The sequence below is a fragment of the Mycobacterium sp. genome (assembly GCF_049647605.1).
Lineage (GTDB): Bacteria > Actinomycetota > Actinomycetes > Mycobacteriales > Mycobacteriaceae > Mycobacterium.
This window is the reverse complement of sequence record NZ_JBARXZ010000231.1, coordinates 24,118-39,924: the sequence shown is the minus strand read 5'-3', so window position 1 is coordinate 39,924 and position 15,807 is coordinate 24,118. Positions and strand designations below refer to the sequence as shown.

17 protein-coding genes are annotated in these 15,807 nt (G+C 66.4%); 10 read left to right on the top strand and 7 right to left on the bottom strand.

Annotated elements, in window-relative coordinates; translation table 11 throughout:
• Positions 1-47 precede the first annotated feature (47 nt).
• The 3 genes from WBB07_RS28435 to WBB07_RS28425 form a co-directional block, all read right to left on the bottom strand.
• Positions 48-1,292 carry a lytic transglycosylase domain-containing protein gene (locus tag WBB07_RS28435; RefSeq protein ID WP_526312920.1) on the bottom strand — a complete coding sequence of 415 codons (1,245 nt, stop codon included), beginning with the start codon at positions 1,290-1,292 and terminating at the stop codon, positions 48-50.
• A 93-nt stretch (positions 1,293-1,385) separates the two neighbouring features.
• Positions 1,386-1,991 carry a DUF1003 domain-containing protein gene (locus WBB07_RS28430; RefSeq protein WP_526312918.1) on the bottom strand — a complete coding sequence of 202 codons (606 nt, stop codon included), beginning with the start codon at positions 1,989-1,991 and terminating at the stop codon, positions 1,386-1,388.
• Positions 1,988-3,274 (bottom strand): magnesium transporter MgtE N-terminal domain-containing protein, encoded by a 1,287-nt coding sequence (locus WBB07_RS28425; protein ID WP_526312916.1) that lies wholly within the window; start codon positions 3,272-3,274, stop codon positions 1,988-1,990. Before WBB07_RS28425 ends, WBB07_RS28430 begins: the two co-directional genes overlap by 4 nt.
• Positions 3,275-3,298: 24 nt before the next feature.
• Between WBB07_RS28425 and WBB07_RS28420 the strand changes: the two genes are divergently transcribed.
• Positions 3,299-4,261 (top strand): HpcH/HpaI aldolase/citrate lyase family protein, encoded by a 963-nt coding sequence (locus tag WBB07_RS28420; RefSeq protein WP_526312914.1) that lies wholly within the window; start codon positions 3,299-3,301, stop codon positions 4,259-4,261.
• Here the strand turns inward: WBB07_RS28420 and WBB07_RS28415 are convergent.
• Positions 4,258-4,812, bottom strand: a complete 555-nt coding sequence (locus WBB07_RS28415; protein WP_526312912.1) for a DUF4190 domain-containing protein — start codon at positions 4,810-4,812, stop codon at positions 4,258-4,260. The genes WBB07_RS28420 and WBB07_RS28415 overlap by 4 nt on opposite strands.
• 20 nt (positions 4,813-4,832) lie before the next feature.
• Positions 4,833-5,360 carry a DUF4190 domain-containing protein gene (locus WBB07_RS28410; RefSeq protein ID WP_526312910.1) on the bottom strand — a complete coding sequence of 176 codons (528 nt, stop codon included), beginning with the start codon at positions 5,358-5,360 and terminating at the stop codon, positions 4,833-4,835.
• 177 nt (positions 5,361-5,537) lie between these two features.
• On the opposite strand from WBB07_RS28410, the gene WBB07_RS28405 reads away from it, so the two are divergent.
• From WBB07_RS28405 to WBB07_RS28380, 6 genes are all read left to right on the top strand, one after another.
• A complete protein-coding gene (locus WBB07_RS28405) occupies positions 5,538-6,059 on the top strand; it encodes a general stress protein (RefSeq protein WP_526312908.1) in 522 nt (173 codons plus the stop codon).
• Between the two features lie 196 nt (positions 6,060-6,255).
• The gene (locus WBB07_RS28400) at positions 6,256-7,626 is read left to right on the top strand and encodes an ABC transporter substrate-binding protein (RefSeq protein ID WP_526312906.1); all 1,371 of its coding nucleotides are present in this window, start codon (positions 6,256-6,258) and stop codon (positions 7,624-7,626) included.
• A 29-nt stretch (positions 7,627-7,655) separates the two neighbouring features.
• Positions 7,656-8,540, top strand: a complete 885-nt coding sequence (locus tag WBB07_RS28395) for a carbohydrate ABC transporter permease (RefSeq protein ID WP_526313051.1) — start codon at positions 7,656-7,658, stop codon at positions 8,538-8,540.
• Between the two features lie 8 nt (positions 8,541-8,548).
• Positions 8,549-9,385 carry a carbohydrate ABC transporter permease gene (locus WBB07_RS28390; RefSeq protein WP_526312904.1) on the top strand — a complete coding sequence of 279 codons (837 nt, stop codon included), beginning with the start codon at positions 8,549-8,551 and terminating at the stop codon, positions 9,383-9,385.
• Positions 9,386-9,389: 4 nt separating this feature from the next.
• Positions 9,390-10,568, top strand: coding sequence for an ABC transporter ATP-binding protein (locus WBB07_RS28385; RefSeq protein WP_526312902.1), 1,179 nt, complete (start codon positions 9,390-9,392; stop codon positions 10,566-10,568).
• Entirely contained in the window at positions 10,565-11,158 is a 594-nt protein-coding gene (locus WBB07_RS28380; protein ID WP_526312900.1) for a suppressor of fused domain protein, read from the top strand. Before WBB07_RS28385 ends, WBB07_RS28380 begins: the two co-directional genes overlap by 4 nt.
• Before the next feature lie 32 nt (positions 11,159-11,190).
• On the opposite strand, the gene corA is transcribed toward WBB07_RS28380, so the two are convergent.
• Positions 11,191-12,288 (bottom strand): magnesium/cobalt transporter CorA, encoded by a 1,098-nt coding sequence (corA, locus tag WBB07_RS28375; RefSeq protein WP_526312898.1) that lies wholly within the window; start codon positions 12,286-12,288, stop codon positions 11,191-11,193.
• A 129-nt stretch (positions 12,289-12,417) separates the two neighbouring features.
• Between corA and WBB07_RS28370 the strand changes: the two genes are divergently transcribed.
• A complete protein-coding gene (locus tag WBB07_RS28370; protein ID WP_526312896.1) occupies positions 12,418-13,593 on the top strand; it encodes an NAD(P)-dependent malic enzyme in 1,176 nt (391 codons plus the stop codon).
• Positions 13,577-14,431, top strand: coding sequence for a glycine betaine ABC transporter substrate-binding protein (locus tag WBB07_RS28365; protein WP_526312894.1), 855 nt, complete (start codon positions 13,577-13,579; stop codon positions 14,429-14,431). The genes WBB07_RS28370 and WBB07_RS28365 overlap by 17 nt, the downstream gene beginning before the upstream one ends.
• Before the next feature lie 33 nt (positions 14,432-14,464).
• Here the strand turns inward: WBB07_RS28365 and WBB07_RS28360 are convergent, their stop codons facing one another.
• On the bottom strand, positions 14,465-15,295 hold the full coding sequence (locus WBB07_RS28360) for an SDR family NAD(P)-dependent oxidoreductase (RefSeq protein ID WP_526312892.1): 831 nt from the start codon (positions 15,293-15,295) through the stop codon (positions 14,465-14,467).
• 109 nt (positions 15,296-15,404) lie between these two features.
• On the opposite strand from WBB07_RS28360, the gene WBB07_RS28355 reads away from it, so the two are divergent.
• Entirely contained in the window at positions 15,405-15,773 is a 369-nt protein-coding gene (locus tag WBB07_RS28355; protein ID WP_526312890.1) for a DUF732 domain-containing protein, read from the top strand.
• The last annotated feature ends 34 nt before the right edge of the window (positions 15,774-15,807 follow it).

Here is a 15,807-nt window from a genome sequence, read left to right as displayed (position 1 = left end):
GTGACACTCGATGGCGTGGAGCAGGTAAGCGTGGAGCGCGCCAGAGGTCAGGCCGGACCGGGCAACGGTCCCAGTGGGGCTGCAGGTGCCGGCGCCGGCGGAAGAGGAGGCGGAGGTGGACCGAAGAGGGTCATCCAAGGAGGCGGGGGCGGCGGCGCAAAAGGAGGCGGAGGCTCTACTGCGGCGACCGGGAGCGCAGGAGCATCGCTGATGCAGAAGATCGCGCACGGTCCCGCTACCGGCGGACCACCGGGTTCAGCGGGGCCCGGCGGCACCGGAAGCCGATTCGCGACGTCGGTCTGGTTCAGGCTCACCGGGAACTGGGCCAACGGATCAGTTGAGGGCAGACCGGCCGCGCTCAACGGCAGGTCCGGCCCGATCCCGCCGCGGCCGTTGAGATGGGCCATGCTGAGCTGGGGGACCGAACCGGTGATCGGCGGGAGGTCGACGGGCTCCACCCCGGTGGCATAGGACGCCGCCCAGCCGAGGACATTCCGGGCGTAGGCAACCGAATTGTTGTAGCGCAGCACCGCCGTCATCACCTGAGCCGGGTCGCGCAGGTTCAACCCGCCACTGCACAGGTACCGGGCGGCGGCCAGCGCCGAGTCGTACAGGTTCTGTGGATCGGACTTGCCGTCCCCGTCGCCGTCAGAGGCATACCGCGACCACGTGCCGGGCAGGAACTGCATCGGGCCGAGAGCGCGGGCGTAGGTCACCCGACCGGCCTGGTTGCTCTGCACGATGATCTCGTTGCCGGGCAGGGTGCCGTCGAGCGCAGGCCCGTAGATGGGCTGCACCGCAGTGCCCCGGGCGTCGGTGGCGCCGCCGTTGGCGTGCATCGACTCGATCCGGCCGATCCCCGCCAGCAAGTTCCAGCCGACCCCACAATTGGGCATCGCGCCGGCCATCATCACCTCGGCGTTGCGATACGCCGACAGAGCCATCGACGGAATCCGCAGCGAGCCCGGTGCCGACACCACGGTCGGCGGCGGCGGCGCGGAACTTGTTGCGGCAGCGACGCGGAAGCTCGCCGGCGGCCGCTTCACGGAGACCACCGAGGGTCCGGACATGTCCGGCGGTGCCGGCGCCACCGCGGCCAGTGGCGTCACTGCCTGGGTGCTCACGGGTTTGACGTTGGGCCCGGAGGCGCCGACGGCTGCGGCCAGCACCAGCGGGGTGAGGGCGAGGGCGCCGATCAGAGGCCGCTTCGATGCTTCGGATGCGGTGCGCCGGACGGACTTCAGCACATCCGCGAGACCCGGATGTGGTCCGGTGCCTCCGCGTATGCGCACTGGACCGTCCTAGGTGTGAGCCGCCGGCAATCCGGCCGTGCCGGGTGAACTCAGTCACCATACATATTCTCGTGACGGCTGTGGCAGCAATCGTCAGGCTTCGTCCGGGGCGGTCCCGTCGACGGATTCTTCGTGATCATCGCTGGGGTGCTGCTCTTGTGCGGCCGCCGTCACCCGCTGCTTCTTGGCGCGCCGCGCTTTGCCGTCTCCTTTGCTCGAGGACTTCGGAGGTTGCAGCGCCTCGAGCAGTTCGCGGAGTTCTTCGATTTCACGGCGCATGTAGTCACGGGTGGCGACCTCGCCGACCGCAAGCCGCAGCGCTGCCAGCTCCCGCGCCAGGAATTCGGTGTCGGCTTTGGTCTGCTCGGCCCGCCGGCGGTCCTCCTCGAGCGAAACGCGGTCGCGGTTCTCCTGCCGGTTCTGCGCCAGCAGGATCAGCGGCGCCGCGTAGGCGGCCTGAGTGGAGAACGCCAAGTTGAGCAGGATGAACGGGTAGGGGTCCCACTGCCAGGCGAACGCACCCATGTTCAGCATGACCCAGACGATCACCAAGACGGTCTGGATTGCCAGGTACCGTCCGGTGCCCAAGAAGCGCGCTATCGACTCGCTGACGCGGCCGACGGCCTCGATGTCGAAATGCGGGGCAAAATTGCGCGACGTACGTGGGGTGTCGAGCCGGCCGCGGCTTCCCTCGCTCACCGCGTCGAATCCAGTTCGGGCTCTTCGGCACTGGCCCGCCAGTCATGCGGTAGCAGGTGGTCGAGCACGTCGTCGACGGTGACCGCGCCCAACAGATGCTTCTCCTCATCGACGACGGGTCCGCAGACCAGGTTGTAGGCGGCGAAGTAGCGGGTCACCGCGGCCAGCGAATCAGCGGGGGCCAGGATCGGCAGATCATTGTCGATGACGCCGCTGACCAGTGCCGCCGGCGGCTCCCGCAGCAACCGCTGCAGGTGGACACAGCCCAGATAGCGCCCGGTGGGGGTTGCTGTCGGAGGCCGCACCACAAACACCATCGACGACAGCGCCGGGGTCAGGTCGGGATCGCGGACCCGGGCCAGCGCTTCGGCGACCGTGGTGTCGGGCGCCATCACCACCGGTTCGGAGGTCATGAGACCGCCCGCGGTGTCGGGGGAGTGCTGCAGCAGCCGCCGCACCGGGTCGGAGTCCTCGGGGTCCATCCGGGCCAGCAGCACCTCGGCCTCGTTGGGATTGAGCACCCCCAGGAGGTCGGCCGCATCGTCGGGATCCATCGCCTCGAGGACGTCGGTCGCCCGCTCGGTGCCGAGCTGCATCAGCAGCGTGGTCTGTTCGTCCTCGGAGAGCTCCTGGAAGACGTCGGCGAGGCGTTCGTCGTCGAGTGCGTTGATCACCTCGAAACGACGCTTTTCCGGCAGTTCGCGGATGGCGTCGGCGACCTTGATGGCGCGTTTGCCCTCGAACTGGTGGAGCAGTTGGGCGACGCCCTGGCCGGGCATCGCCAGCGCCGCCGGGTTGAGGCCATGAACGTCCTTCCAGCCGACCACATGCACGTTGGTGCGACGACCCAGCCGGCGGTGGCTGCGGACGGCGACCCGGGTGACCACCCAGTCCCGGGACCGCACCGGCTCGATGCCCAGATCGATGACGGTCACATCGACGCCTTGAAGCTGGGGGAGTTCGGGATCGTCGACACGCACCCGGGTGTCGAGGACCTGGCCGAGCACCAGGACCTCGCCGGGCCGCTGGGCGAAACGGCGCAGCGACAGGTTGGCGGTGTTCAAGGTGACGGCCTGCGGTTCGATCGCCGTGACACGCAGGATAGGCACGAAAATTCTTCGGCGCGAAAGCAATTCGATGACCAGGCCGAGCACCCTGGGTTGTTGGCGGACGATGCTCATGCTGATCACCACATCGCGGACCCGGCCCACGGATTCTCCATCAGGACCGAGAACAACCAGCCCTGAGAGACGGGCCGCGTACACCCTGTTGACCGACGCCATGACTCAAAGGGTAGGAGTGGATTCGTGAATACCGCGTATCGCCCCCGCCGAACCTGTCTGTCGGTCCCGGGCAGCAGCCGCAAGATGATCGACAAGGCCAAGAGCCTGCCCGCCGACGAGGTGTTCCTGGACCTCGAGGATGCGGTTGCCCCGGACGCCAAGGCGGCCGCCAGGCCGGTGGTGGCAGCCGCCCTGGCAGAGCCGGGGTGGGCCGGGCAGCTGCGCGGTGTCCGGGTCAACGACTGGACCACACCCTGGACCCACGCCGACGTCATCGAGGTTGTCGCCGGGGCGGGTGCGGCGCTGGATGTCATCGTGCTGCCGAAGGTCTCCGACGCCACACATGTGGCAGCGCTGGACCTGCTGCTGACCCAGCTGGAACACACCCACGGGCTCGAGATCGGCAGGATCGGCATCGATGCCCAGATCGAAGACGCGCGTGGTCTGACCAACATCAACGCGATCGCCGCCCATCCCCGGGTGCACGCCCTGGTGCTCGGGCCCGCAGACCTGATGGCCAGCCTCAACACCCGCACCCTGGTGGTCGGTGAGCAGCCGGAGGGATACGACGTCGGCGACGCCTACCACCACGTCCTGATGACCATCCTGGTCGCCGCCAGGACCCACGGGATCGCCGCCGTCGACGGCCCCTACCTGAAGGTGCGTGACGTGGCGGCGTTCCGGCGGGTGGCGGGCCGGGCGGCGGCGCTCGGATACGACGGCAAGTGGGTGCTGCATCCCGATCAGATCGCCGCCGGAAACGAGATCTTCAGCCCGCGCCAGCAGGACTATGACCATGCGGAACTGATCCTCGAGGCATATGAGTGGCACACCTCGACTGCGGGCGGGGCCCGGGGAGCGGTGATGCTCGGCGACGAGATGATCGACGAGGCGAGCCGCAAGATGGCGCTGGTGATCGCAGGTAAGGGGCGCGCGGCCGGGATGTGCAGGCTGGCGGAGCCATTCGTGCCGCCGAACGGGCCCTAATACGTCCCGTAGTTGGAACTGTTGGCTGCCACGACGACGACAAAGATCACATAGAGGATGCCGAGTGCCACCACGAGGCAGCCGATGATGAGACCGGCCAGGGCGAGTCCGTAGCCGTCCTGGCCGGTGCGCTTGGTCTCGCGCATCGCGATGGCGCCCAGGATGATCCCGGCGATCGACGGCAACCCACACAGCACCAGCCCGCCGATCGCGGTGACCAGCGCGGCGATCGCCTTGCCGTTTGTACCGGGCGGCTTGCCCTGGCCGTAGGGGTCGTACGGGTTGTACGGGGCGTAGGCGCCGTACCCGGGGAAGGGCGGCGGCGGGTAGTTCGGCGGGGTGCCCGGATAGCCGGGCTGGTAGCCGCCCATCTGATACGGATCAGGGTTCGGGTACGGCGGCGGATACACCGGTGGGGCCGCTGCAGTGTCGTAGCCCGGACCCGGGTAGTTGGCCGGGTAGTCGACCGGGGAGTACGGGTCGGCGGGGGGAGGCGATTGCTCCAGAGACGGGTACTCCACCCCACGCGACTGTGGATCAGGGTTGGTCATGAATGTGAATGCCTCCAGGGTCAACGCAGCGCGAAGATGGTCCAGATTAGTCCGACGATGAGCATCGCCACACCGACCACTATGCCTGCGACGGCTATCCCGTAGCCCTCCTGCCGAGTCTCCTTGATCTGGCTGAGCGCAACGGCGCCCAGCACGATTCCGACGATCGACAGGATTCCGCCGCAAAACGGCACGATACCCAGCAGCGAGATCACCAGCGATGCGATCGCCATGGTGTTGGTGTGCTGCTGCGGGGGCGCGTGGCCATAGCCGTAGGGATCCTGGGCGGTGAAATCACCGGGCGGGAACTGGGCGCCGTAGCCGAGGCCGGGGGGTGTTCCGTACGGCGGCGCCGGTGGTCCCGGTGGAGGTCGATATCCCGACGGGGGCGGGTATCCGGCCGGCGCCGACGTGGACGGCTGTTCGTACGCCGGGGGTGCGCCCTGCTCGGCCGGCGGAGCCTCGTGGAGACCGCCAACCGGGTCTTGGCCGGTCTCGTCACACGGCTTGTCGCCGGAGTCGCCACCGGGCAGGGTCATACTGTTCAACCTATCGTATGCGCTGGTCGAGCGGCAGGATCGAACAGTGCGGGCACCAAAGTCAGCGCCACGGCGTTGGCTGAAAAAGAGCACGAGACGGGTCCTGCGACGCGGATGGTTCCGACACCTTCGGGGATCCCCCCGACGGACTGGCCGCGGCAGGGCACAAGGAGGAGGATCACGAGGATGACGAGTCCATTCAAACCTTCGCAGCCGGGCGGGGCGGCAGGCGGCGCGCGCGGACGTCGTGGACCGGTGGGCCTTCCCACGCCGCCGAAAGGTTGGCCCATTGCGTCCTACCCGACCTACGCGGAGGCCCAACGCGCTGTCGACTACCTGTCGGACAACGAGTTTCCGGTGGAGCAGGTGACGATCGTCGGTGTCGACCTGATGCAGGTCGAACGTGTCACCGGGAAGCTCAGCTGGCCCAAGGTTCTCGGTGGTGGTGTGCTCACCGGCGCTTGGCTGGGTGTCTTCATCGGTCTGGTCCTCGGGTTTTTCAGCCCCAACCCGTGGTCGTCGCTGCTCACCGGCTTGATCGCCGGCATCTTCTTCGGCTTGATCACGTCGGCGATTCCGTACGCGATGGCGCGGGGTACAAGGGATTTCAGTTCGACGATGCAGCTGGTTGCCGGGCGGTACGACGTGCTCTGCGATCCGCAGAACGCCGAACGGGGCCGCGACATGCTGGGCCGACTTCGGTTGTGAGTTGCTGCCACTGAACGTCACATCGCCTCGCTGATCCTGGTCAGGATCACGACGCGCCCGGTGGGAGTGTTGCGTCTCACGGTGCTGTCGCTCTACGGTTCACGCGCGGGACAAGCCCGTTACAGAGCCGAAAGGCGGTGTTCAGCCGTTGGTCGCAGTAAGGCGCAGCACGGTTGTTCGTCGGCTGGGTGCTGCCATGTTGGCAACGTTGACCTCGGCGTCGTTGCTCTCGGCGTGCAGTTCCGGGCCCAACGGCCTGGTTGTCACGTTCTACACACCGGCCAACGAGATGGCGACCTTCACCGCAGTTTCCGAGCGGTGCAATGAGCAGCTGGACGGTAGGTTCACCATCCAGCAGGTCAGTTTGCCCAAGGGTGCCGACGACCAGCGTTTGCAGTTGGCCCGCCGGCTCACCGGCAATGACCGGACCCTCGATGTGATGGCTCTCGACGTGGTGTGGACGGCGGAGTTCGCCGAAGCCGGCTGGGCGGTGCCGCTTTCGGAGGACCCAGCCGGGGCGGCGGTCGGCGACGCCAACACCAACACCCTGCCCGGTCCACTGAAGAGCGCAACCTGGAATGACCAGCTGTACGCGGCTCCGGTGACAACCAACACCCAACTGCTCTGGTATCGCGCTGATTTGATGGCGCAACCGCCGCGGACCTGGGACGAAATGGTGGCCGAGGCCACCCGTCTACATGCTGCCGGTGAGCCCAGTTGGATTGCGCTGCAGGCCAAGCAGTACGAGGGCCTGGTGGTGTGGTTCAACACCCTGCTCGAAAGTGCCGGTGGCCAGGTGCTTTCCGATGACGGCAAGACGGTCACCCTGACCGACACCCCAGAACACCGTGCGGCGACGGTGAAAGCACTGTCGATCATGAAGGCCGTCGCCACCGCACCTGGGGCGGACCCGTCGATCACACAGACCGACGAAGGCACTGCGCGGCTGGCGCTCGAGCAGGGTAACGCCGCCCTGGAGGTCAACTGGCCCTTTGTGCTTCCGTCGATGCTGGAGAACGCGATCAAGGGAGGCGTGTCGTTCCTGCCGCTCGACGAGCGCCCCGATCTACAGGCCGCGATCAACGACACCGGCTCGTTCGCCCCCGACGACGCGCAGTTCGCCGCGGCGTACGAGGCCAGCCAACAGGTGTTCGGCTTCGCGAATTACCCGGGTGTTCGCGACGGTGAGCCGGCGCGGGTCACACTCGGCGGGCTAAACCTGGCGGTGGCCAGCACCAGTCAGCACCGGGCCGAGGCGTTCGAGGCGATCCGGTGTATCCGCAACGAGGAGAACCAGAAGCTCACCTCGATCGAAGGCGGGCTGCCCGCGGTGCGGGCCTCGCTCTACGACGATCCGCAGTTCCAGGCGAAGTACCCGCAGTATGCGGTGATCCGCCAACAGCTCACCAACGCGGCGGTGCGGCCCGCGACACCGGTGTATCAGGCGGTGTCGACCATGATGTCGGCGACGCTGGCACCCATCACCGACATCGACCCAGAGCGCACCGCAGACGAGTTGGCCGAACAGGTGCAGAAGGCGATCGACGGGAAAGGGCTCATTCCGTGACCGCAGTGGCGCCACCCGACGGCAAGAACATGCTGTCCGACGACAAGAGATCCGAACGTCGCCTGGCTTTCCTGTTGATCGCCCCCGCGGTCTTTCTGATGGTGGCCGTCACCGGCTATCCGATCGGGTACGCGGTGTGGCTGAGCCTGCAGCGGTACAACCTGGCCACCCCCGATGACGTCGAGTTCGTCGGCCTGGCGAACTACATCACCGTCCTGTCCGACGGCTACTGGTGGTCGGCGTTTGCGGTGACGCTGGCGATCACAGTGATATCGGTGACCATCGAACTGGTCCTCGGCATGGCCCTGGCTCTGGTGATGTACCGGACCATCTTCGGAAAGGGATTGGTGCGCACCGCAATCCTGATCCCGTACGGGATCGTCACAGTGGCCGCGTCCTACAGCTGGTACTACGCGTGGACACCGGGCACCGGCTACCTGGCCAACCTGCTGCCCACCGGGGCGGCCCCGCTGACCGAGCAGATCCCGTCGCTGGCCATCGTGGTGCTCGCCGAGGTGTGGAAGACCACGCCGTTCATGGCGCTGCTGTTGCTGGCCGGCCTGGCGCTGGTGCCCGACGACCTGCTGAAGGCCGCGCAGATGGACGGTGCGGGGGCCTGGAAACGGCTCACCAAGATCATCATTCCGTTGATCAAACCGGCCATCCTCGTTGCGCTGCTGTTCCGCACGCTGGACGCCTTCCGCATCTTCGACAACATCTACGTGCTGACCGCGGGATCGAACAACACCGCATCGGTGTCGATCCTGGGCTACAACAACCTCTTCAAGGGGTTCAGCCTGGGACTCGGTTCGGCCATCAGCGTGCTGGTGTTCCTCTGTGTCGCGCTCATCGCGTTCATCTTCATCAAACTCTTCGGGGCAGCGGCGCCGGGATCCGACGGTGACCGTGCATAAGGGGAATCATGTCTGACCGGGTCAGCGGGCGTCGCGCCGCGGGATGGATCATCATCGACTTCTTGGTGGTGCTCTATGCGTTGTTCCCGGTGCTGTGGATCCTGTCGCTGTCGTTGAAGCCGACCTCGAGTGTCAAGGACGGCAAGCTGATTCCGTCGGAGATCACCTTCGACAACTACAAGGCGATCTTCCGCGGGGACGTTTTCAACTCGGCGCTGATCAACTCGATCGGCATCGGGCTCATCACCACCGTGATCGCGGTGGTGATCGGCGCGATGGCCGCCTATGCGATTGCCCGGCTGTCCTTCCCGGGAAAGAAGCTGCTCGTCGGTGCCGCCCTGCTGATCGCGATGTTCCCCCAGATTTCCCTGGTGACACCGCTGTTCAACATCGAGCGTCGACTCGGCCTGTTCGACACCTGGCCCGGTCTGATCATTCCCTACATCACGTTCGCGTTGCCGCTGGCCATCTACACCTTGTCGGCCTTCTTCAAGGAGATCCCGTGGGATCTGGAGAAGGCCGCCAAGATGGACGGCGCCACACCGGGACAGGCGTTCCGCAAGGTGATCGCTCCGCTGGCGGCACCCGGCATCGTCACCGCCGCGATCCTGGTGTTCATCTTCGCGTGGAACGACCTGCTGTTGGCGCTGTCGCTGACCGCGACCAACGCCGCGATCACCGCCCCGGTGGCGATCGCGAACTTCACGGGCAGTTCCCAATTCGAAGAACCCACCGGATCGATAGCGGCGGGCGCGATCGTGATCACGATTCCGATCATCATCTTCGTACTCATCTTCCAGCGACGGATCGTCGCTGGTTTGACCTCCGGCGCGGTGAAGGGGTAGCGCGATGGCAGAAATCGTGTTGCAGAACGTCAGCAAGAGTTACCCCGACGGCGCAGTGGCGGTGAAGGACTTCTCCATCACCATTGCCGACGGCGAGTTCATCATCCTCGTCGGCCCGTCGGGCTGTGGGAAGTCCACGACGCTGAACATGATCGCGGGACTCGAGGACATCACCTCCGGTGACATGCTGATCGACGGAAGCCGGGTCAACGACCGGGCTCCGAAAGACCGTGACATCGCCATGGTGTTCCAGTCGTACGCGCTGTACCCGCACATGACGGTGCGGGAGAACATCGCGTTTCCGCTGACATTGGCGAGTATGTCCAAAGCCGAGATCGCAACCAAGGTGGAGGACACCGCCAGGATCCTCGATCTGAGCGACTTCCTGGATCGCAAACCGTCACAGCTCTCGGGTGGGCAGCGTCAACGCGTGGCGATGGGTCGTGCCATCGTCCGCAATCCCAAGGCGTTCCTGATGGATGAGCCGCTGTCGAATCTCGATGCGAAACTCCGGGTGCAGATGCGCGGTGAGATCGCCAGGTTGCAACAGCGGCTGGGCACCACCACCATCTACGTCACTCACGACCAGACCGAGGCGATGACGCTGGGGGACCGGGTGGTGGTGATGCGGGGCGGTGTCGCCCAGCAGATCGGCACCCCGACCGAGCTCTACGAGCGGCCCGCCAACTTGTTTGTCGCCGGATTCATCGGCTCGCCGGCGATGAACTTCTTCCCCGCGACGTTCACCGATGTGGGAGTGAAGCTGCCCTTCGGTGAAGTCACCCTGACCCAGGACGCCTTCGACGTGCTGACGCAGCATTCGCCGGTGCGCAACCTGGTCGCAGGAATTCGGCCCGAGCACCTCGAGGACGCGGCACTGTTGGACGGTTACGCGCGGATCCGCGCGCTGACATTCGGCGTCAAGGTCGATCTGGTGGAATCGCTGGGGCCCGACAAGTATGTGTACTTCACCGTGGCTGGGTCGGGTGCGCGCGCCGAACAGCTGGCCGAACTGGCAGCCGAGTCCGGGGTGGGGGAGAACGAGTTCGTCGCCCGGGTCTCCGCAGACTCCAAGGCCGCCAAGGGCGGAGAGGTCGAGCTGGCTTTCGACACCACCAAACTTGTTCTGTTCGATGCCGATTCGGGTGTCAACCTGAGCGTGCCCCCAGCCGGACCCCGGTGACCCAGGTCCTCGACGCGGTTCGCGCTCATCTGCGAGCTCACTTCGCCGCCAACGGAATCGACGCCGAGCCCGACTCGGCGAGCGTGACGTTCCTGGGCGTCGAAAGGATCGAGGTGTTGCGTTTCGGCCCGGATCGCCGACCCGGCTCGGAAGGGGTGATCCACTATGTGTCGCTGGGATGTTCGCGGCACCCGATGGGTGACCCGGCCGAGCTGGCGGCGGACCCGTTGCACGGGCCACGTGCCGAAGTTGTTGTGAGTCTGCGCGACTCAGCTCCCACACCCGGGTTGGCGCGAGCAGTGGCGCTGTTGGCAGCGACCCCCGCCGTCGATGGCGTGGTGTTGCAGCAGGATGCGCTGATCGACCTCGGGGCGACGCTGTGGGAGGGTGCCCGGGTCAGCGCCGTGGTGCTGGGATCGAGTGACATCCCGGATGCGGTGCTGGATTCGCCGCGGGAGCCGGTGCGCTTCCTCGCCGCGACACCGATCTCGGCCAACGAGGCCGCATGGGTGCGGCTCAAGGGAATCGACGAACTACGTCGCACCTGGGAACAAGACGGTGTCGACGTCCGCGACCCGGCCCGGCTCTGAGCTGACCTGATCGAGCCGATTCGCCGCCTGCATCAGAGCCAATGGTTGCGCCGGAAGGTCCGGTACAGCAGGGAACAAATGGTGAACATGACGCCCAGCACCGTCGGGTAGCCCCACGTCCACTCCAGTTCGGGCATGTGCTGGAAGTTCATCCCGTAGATCCCGGCGATCATCGTCGGGACCGCAGCGATGGCCACCCAGGCCGAGATCTTGCGCATGTCCGTGTTCTGTTGCATGCCGACCTTGGCCAACTCTGCCTCCACCAGCGAGCTCAACAGTTCGTCGTAGCTGTTGATCTGGTCGGCGGCCTGGGCCTGATGGTCGACGACGTCACGCATGTAACGCAGGATCTCTTTGGAGATCAGGTCCTTGTGTTCGGAGAGCCGCTGCAGTGCGACCGACAAGGGGGCGATGGCCCGCCGCATCTCCACGACTTCGCGCTTGAGCATGTAGATCTGCGCGATATCGGTGTTGCGGGTGGAGAATGCGTCCTCCTCGATGGCGTCGATATCGCACTCCATCAATTGTGTGACATTGCGATAGCTGTCGACAACGTGGTCGGCGATCGCATGCATCACCGCGTAGGGACCCAGCGTCAGGTGGGTCTGCTCGTGTTCCATCTCGTGCCGGACCCCGGCCAGCCCGGTGTGCTCGCCGTGGCGAACGGTGACCACGAAGTCCGGGCCGACGAACACCATGATCTCGCCCGTCTCCACGATCTCGTGGGCCTGCTCCACCGACTCGTGCGGCACATAGTTGACCGTCTTGAGCACCAGGAAAAGGGTGTCGTCGTAGCGTTCCAATTTGGGTCGCTGGTGGGCGTGCACGGCATCTTCGACTGCCAGCGGATGCAGGTTGAACACTTCGGCGACTGTCTGCATCTGGTGCTCGTCGGGTTCATGCAGGCCGATCCAGACAAACGCCTTGTGATCGGAGAACTCGGCGTCGCGCACCTTCTGCAGGGCGGCCCCGTGGGTGTACTTCCCGTGTAGCCGGGTGCCGTCGACGTACACCCCGCAGTCGACCATCGCCCGTGCCACCGGCACATGGATGCGTTTGGCGTCGACGTCGCGCTTCGTCTTGTTTCCGGCTCCATGCTGGGCAGCGGAACGCGGGCGGAATGAAGGCATCTGAGGTGTCTTTCCTCGAGCAGTCTGGAGCTGGTTCGGCGCATAGTACAAGCGGCGGCTGAACGGCCGCCGTCCTCACGTCCAGGGACTCGCTCCGGTGCGGGTGTGAGGTGCAGTAACGTGACGGCCGTGGCTGAAACAGGCAACCCCCACCTCGTGATCGACGACGAGGAGATCTTCAAAGCACATGAAGGCGGCAAGCTGTCCGTGGCGCTCGAGTCGCCGCTGGACACTCAGCGGGCGCTTTCGATCGCGTACACGCCGGGGGTAGCTCAGGTCAGCAGGGCGATCGCCGCGGACGCCACCTTGGCCAAGCGCTACACGTGGGCCAACCGGCTGGTCGCGGTGGTCAGCGATGGCAGTGCCGTGCTGGGTCTCGGCGATATCGGGCCGGCAGCCTCACTGCCGGTGATGGAGGGCAAGAGCGCGCTGTTCAAGGCGTTCGGCGGGCTCGACTCGATCCCCATCGTGCTGGACACCAAGGACCCCGACGAGATCGTCGAGACGCTGGTGCGGCTGCGCCCGACCTTCGGCGCGGTGAACCTGGAGGACATCTCGGCGCCGCGCTGCTTCGAGATCGAGCGTCGGGTCATCGAGGCTCTGGACTGCCCGGTGATGCACGACGATCAGCACGGCACCGCGATCGTGGTGCTGGCGGCGCTCAAGGGTGCGGCCAAGGTTCTCGGCCGTGACATGCGCAGCCTGCGGGTGGTGATCTCCGGCGCCGGAGCCGCCGGGGTCGCGTGCACCAACATCCTGTTGGCATCGGGAATCGCCGACGTCACCGTGCTGGATTCGAAGGGCATCGTGCACTCCGGCCGCGACGACCTCAACAAGGTCAAGGCGGAGCTCGCCGCGCGCACCAATCCGGCGGGGCGCACCGGTGGCATCGCTGAAGCGCTCGACGGCGCCGACATGTTCCTCGGGGTGTCCGCAGGTGTGGTGCCCGAGGACATCATCGCGACGATGGCCCCGGGTGGCATCGTCTTTGCGCTGTCGAACCCCGACCCGGAGATCCACCCCGACGCCGCCAGCAAGTACGCCGCAGTGGTGGCGACCGGGCGCAGTGACTTCCCCAATCAGATCAACAACGTGTTGGCGTTCCCCGGGGTGTTCCGCGGCGCGCTCGACGCGGGTGCGCGGCGGATCACCGAGAAGATGAAGGTCGCTGCGGCCGAGGCGATCTTCTCGGTGGTCGGTGACGACCTGAAACCGGATCACATCGTCCCGAGCCCGTTGGACCCGCGGGTGGGCCCGGCGGTGGCGGCCGCTGTCGCATCGGCTGTGGATGAGGCTCAGCTCTAGCCTGGGCGGTCTCGCGGTCGCCGTTCTCGTGGCTGGGATGGCCGCGTGTGGCGCCGAGCAACCGTCGGCGGTGTCACTCGCGGTGGGCGCCGACCCGAGCCCGGAGTCGGAGTTGCTGGCCAATCTCTATGCTGCGGCCCTGCGCTCCTACGGGACGCCCGCCCACGTCGAGGTGACCCGGGATCCGCTGGCCGGCCTCGATTCCGGCTCCGTCACGGTGGTTCCGGGCTTCACCGGAACTCTGCTGGAGATGTTCGCCCCCGGCTCGCAGGCGCGCTCCGACGACGACGTGTACGAGGAGATGGTGGGCGCGTTGCCCGAGGGGGTGGCTGCCGGTGACTACACCACCGCGGCCGAGGACAAGTCGGCGGCGGTGGTGGCCGAGCAGACCGCCGCCGCGTGGGGCGGCAGCGACATCGAAGCGTTGGTGCAGCACTGCGACGAGATCACCGCGGGGGTGGTGCGGGGTGGCCAGCCGCCGAAGCTGATCGATGACTGCCCCTTGTCGAAACCGTACGAGTTCCCCAACGATGCGGCGCTTTTTGCCGCGCTGGAGGCCGGTCACCTCAACGTGGCATGGACCACCACGGCGGATCCCGATGTGCCATCGCAGACGGTGGTGCTCGCCGATCGCTCGCCGGTGCTGATCCAGGCCGAGAACGCGGTGCCGTTGTACCGGCGAAACGGGCTGACTGCCAGGCAGGTGCTGGCGGTCAACGAGGTCGCCGGGGTGCTGGACACCGCCGCTCTCAAGCAGATGCGCGCCGAGGTCGCGGCGGGATCCGATCCCGAGCAGGTGGCCGAGGCCTGGCTTGCGGAAAACCCGATCGGTCGCTGAGGCCCGGGCCGGTAGCCCACCGTCGCATCAGGCCTAGTGCACGTTCGGCAGTACCCGCGCCATCGCCGTGGAGAACAACCGCTGATAGCCCGAGCCGGTGATCCGAACCAACACGTCGAGCACCTTGGCGTCGGCGCCGACCAACACCCGGGCCTTCTTCTTGCGCACGGCTTCGAGGATGACCTTGGCGGCTCTCTCCGGGGTCATGCTGGCCAGTGTCTTGTCGAAGACCGCGGCGAGTTCCTTCGCATCCAGGCCGTCGGCGGCGGTCGCGTTGCGTGCGATGGCGGTCTTGATCCCGCCGGGGTGCACTGCGGTCACCGCGACCGGGCGCTTCTTGGCCAGCATCTCCTGGCGTAGCGACTCGGTGAAGCCGCGGACTGCGAATTTGGCTGCGTTGTAGGCGGATTGGCCCGGCACCGAGAAGATGCCGAAGAGGCTGGAGATGTTGACCACGTGCCCGTCACCGGATTCGATCAGGTGGGGCAGGAACGCCTTGGTGCCGTTGACCACTCCCCAGAAGTCGACGTCCATCACCCGTTCGATGTCTTTGAACTGGCTGATCTCGACGTCACCGGTGAAGGCGATGCCGGCGTTGTTGTAGACCTGGTTGACCTTGCCGAAGTGTGCTTTGACCTCGTCGGCGTAGAGGAGGAACGCTTCGCGTTCGGTGACGTCGAGGCGGTCGGCTTTCACCGGCGCTCCGATGGCCTTGAGTTTCTCCTCGGTGACGGCAAGTCCTTCGGTGTCGACATCGCTGATCGCGAGCTTGGCTCCCCGTCGGCCCAGTTCGATGGCCAGAGCCTGGCCGATACCTGATCCAGCCCCGGTGACGACGGCGACTTTCCCGGCGAAGCCCTCCATGGCCCACACTCCCTCATGTCCGCTATTTGACTTGTGTTGAGTTTAACCGGTACCGACGGTACCGCTGCTGCTGGGTAACGTCACCTGTCGACGCCGCGATGGTCCAGACATGAAGTTCCCGCCTATCGCGACTGCCGCTCTGTCCGCCGCCCTGTTGGCGGGTGCCGCCGTGGGTGCCCCGACCGCACAGGCCGACCCGGGTGCCGATGCATTTCTGAGCGCACTGGCGGGAGCCGGTATCACTGGAATCGACCCGGCTACCGCTGTGTCCGTCGGCCAGCAGGTCTGCCCCATGCTCTCGGAGCCCGGCCAGCGGATGGCCGATGTCGCCGCCGACGTCTCCAGTGCCATCGGTCGGCCGTTGGGCCCGGCCACGATGTTCACCGGCCTGGCCATCACGCTGTTCTGCCCGGGTGCCGTCGCCGCGGTGGGGGACCGGATCGCCAACCCGGTGATCCTGCCGATGCTCGGCTTCTGACCCCATCAACGCCGCGAGCGCGCGGGTTTGTACA

Bases quoted from the DNA above. Each gene is read 5' to 3' on its own strand.
- WBB07_RS28365 (WP_526312894.1), top strand. From the start codon at position 13,577: ATGAGGCTCAGCTCTAGCCTGGGCGGTCTCGCGGTCGCCGTTCTCGTG.
- WBB07_RS28360 (WP_526312892.1), bottom strand. From the start codon at position 15,295: ATGGAGGGCTTCGCCGGGAAAGTCGCCGTCGTCACCGGGGCTGGATCA.
- WBB07_RS28405 (WP_526312908.1), top strand. From the start codon at position 5,538: ATGACGAGTCCATTCAAACCTTCGCAGCCGGGCGGGGCGGCAGGCGGC.
- WBB07_RS28385 (WP_526312902.1), top strand. From the start codon at position 9,390: ATGGCAGAAATCGTGTTGCAGAACGTCAGCAAGAGTTACCCCGACGGC.
- WBB07_RS28395 (WP_526313051.1), top strand. From the start codon at position 7,656: ATGCTGTCCGACGACAAGAGATCCGAACGTCGCCTGGCTTTCCTGTTG.
- WBB07_RS28400 (WP_526312906.1), top strand. From the start codon at position 6,256: ATGTTGGCAACGTTGACCTCGGCGTCGTTGCTCTCGGCGTGCAGTTCC.
- WBB07_RS28355 (WP_526312890.1), top strand. From the start codon at position 15,405: ATGAAGTTCCCGCCTATCGCGACTGCCGCTCTGTCCGCCGCCCTGTTG.
- WBB07_RS28425 (WP_526312916.1), bottom strand. From the start codon at position 3,274: ATGGCGTCGGTCAACAGGGTGTACGCGGCCCGTCTCTCAGGGCTGGTT.
- WBB07_RS28415 (WP_526312912.1), bottom strand. From the start codon at position 4,812: ATGACCAACCCTGATCCACAGTCGCGTGGGGTGGAGTACCCGTCTCTG.
- WBB07_RS28390 (WP_526312904.1), top strand. From the start codon at position 8,549: ATGTCTGACCGGGTCAGCGGGCGTCGCGCCGCGGGATGGATCATCATC.
- corA (WP_526312898.1), bottom strand. From the start codon at position 12,288: ATGCCTTCATTCCGCCCGCGTTCCGCTGCCCAGCATGGAGCCGGAAAC.